The sequence below is a fragment of the Pseudoalteromonas sp. CO342X genome (assembly GCF_004208915.1).
GTDB lineage: Bacteria > Pseudomonadota > Gammaproteobacteria > Enterobacterales > Alteromonadaceae > Pseudoalteromonas > Pseudoalteromonas maricaloris.
In genome coordinates this window covers 1-422 of sequence record NZ_SGPH01000081.1, presented here as the reverse complement: position 1 = coordinate 422, position 422 = coordinate 1, and the positions used below count along the sequence as shown (strand labels likewise).

The following is a 422-nucleotide window of genomic DNA, read 5'->3' as shown; positions in this document are numbered from 1 at the left end:
GTATCCAGTAACTGCTCACGCTCCTGTGGCGTCACTAATTCATGGGCATAAACATCCAATTCAGGGGACGTTAAAAGGGAGGACAACAAAACCTCAAAATGTCCCGCCATACGTTCGATGGTTTGAGCCTCAAACAAATCAGTATTATATTCCCAGGCTAGTATCAGGCCGTCTGCTGCTTCTGAGATATTCAGGGTCAGATCAAATTGGGCGATCCCCGGCCCCTGTTTTTGAACTTCAGAAAGCTCAAGTCCCGGCAGCGATAAATGACCCGTTTCATTGTTTTGCAGGGCAATCATCACCTGGAATAACGGGCTGTGGCTCAAGCTACGCTCGGGTTGCAAGCGTTCGACGATTTGTTCAAACGGCACTTGCTGATGGGCATAAGCGTCAAGCAGCATGTTTTTACTTTGTTCTAACAG

At 47.9% G+C, this 422-nt stretch carries 1 protein-coding gene; it reads right to left on the bottom strand.

All coding sequences use genetic code 11. The annotated features are described in order from the left end of the window. Positions 1 to 422: condensation domain-containing protein (locus EXT47_RS23665; RefSeq protein WP_130127750.1), on the bottom strand; the 422-nt coding region annotated here is incomplete at both ends.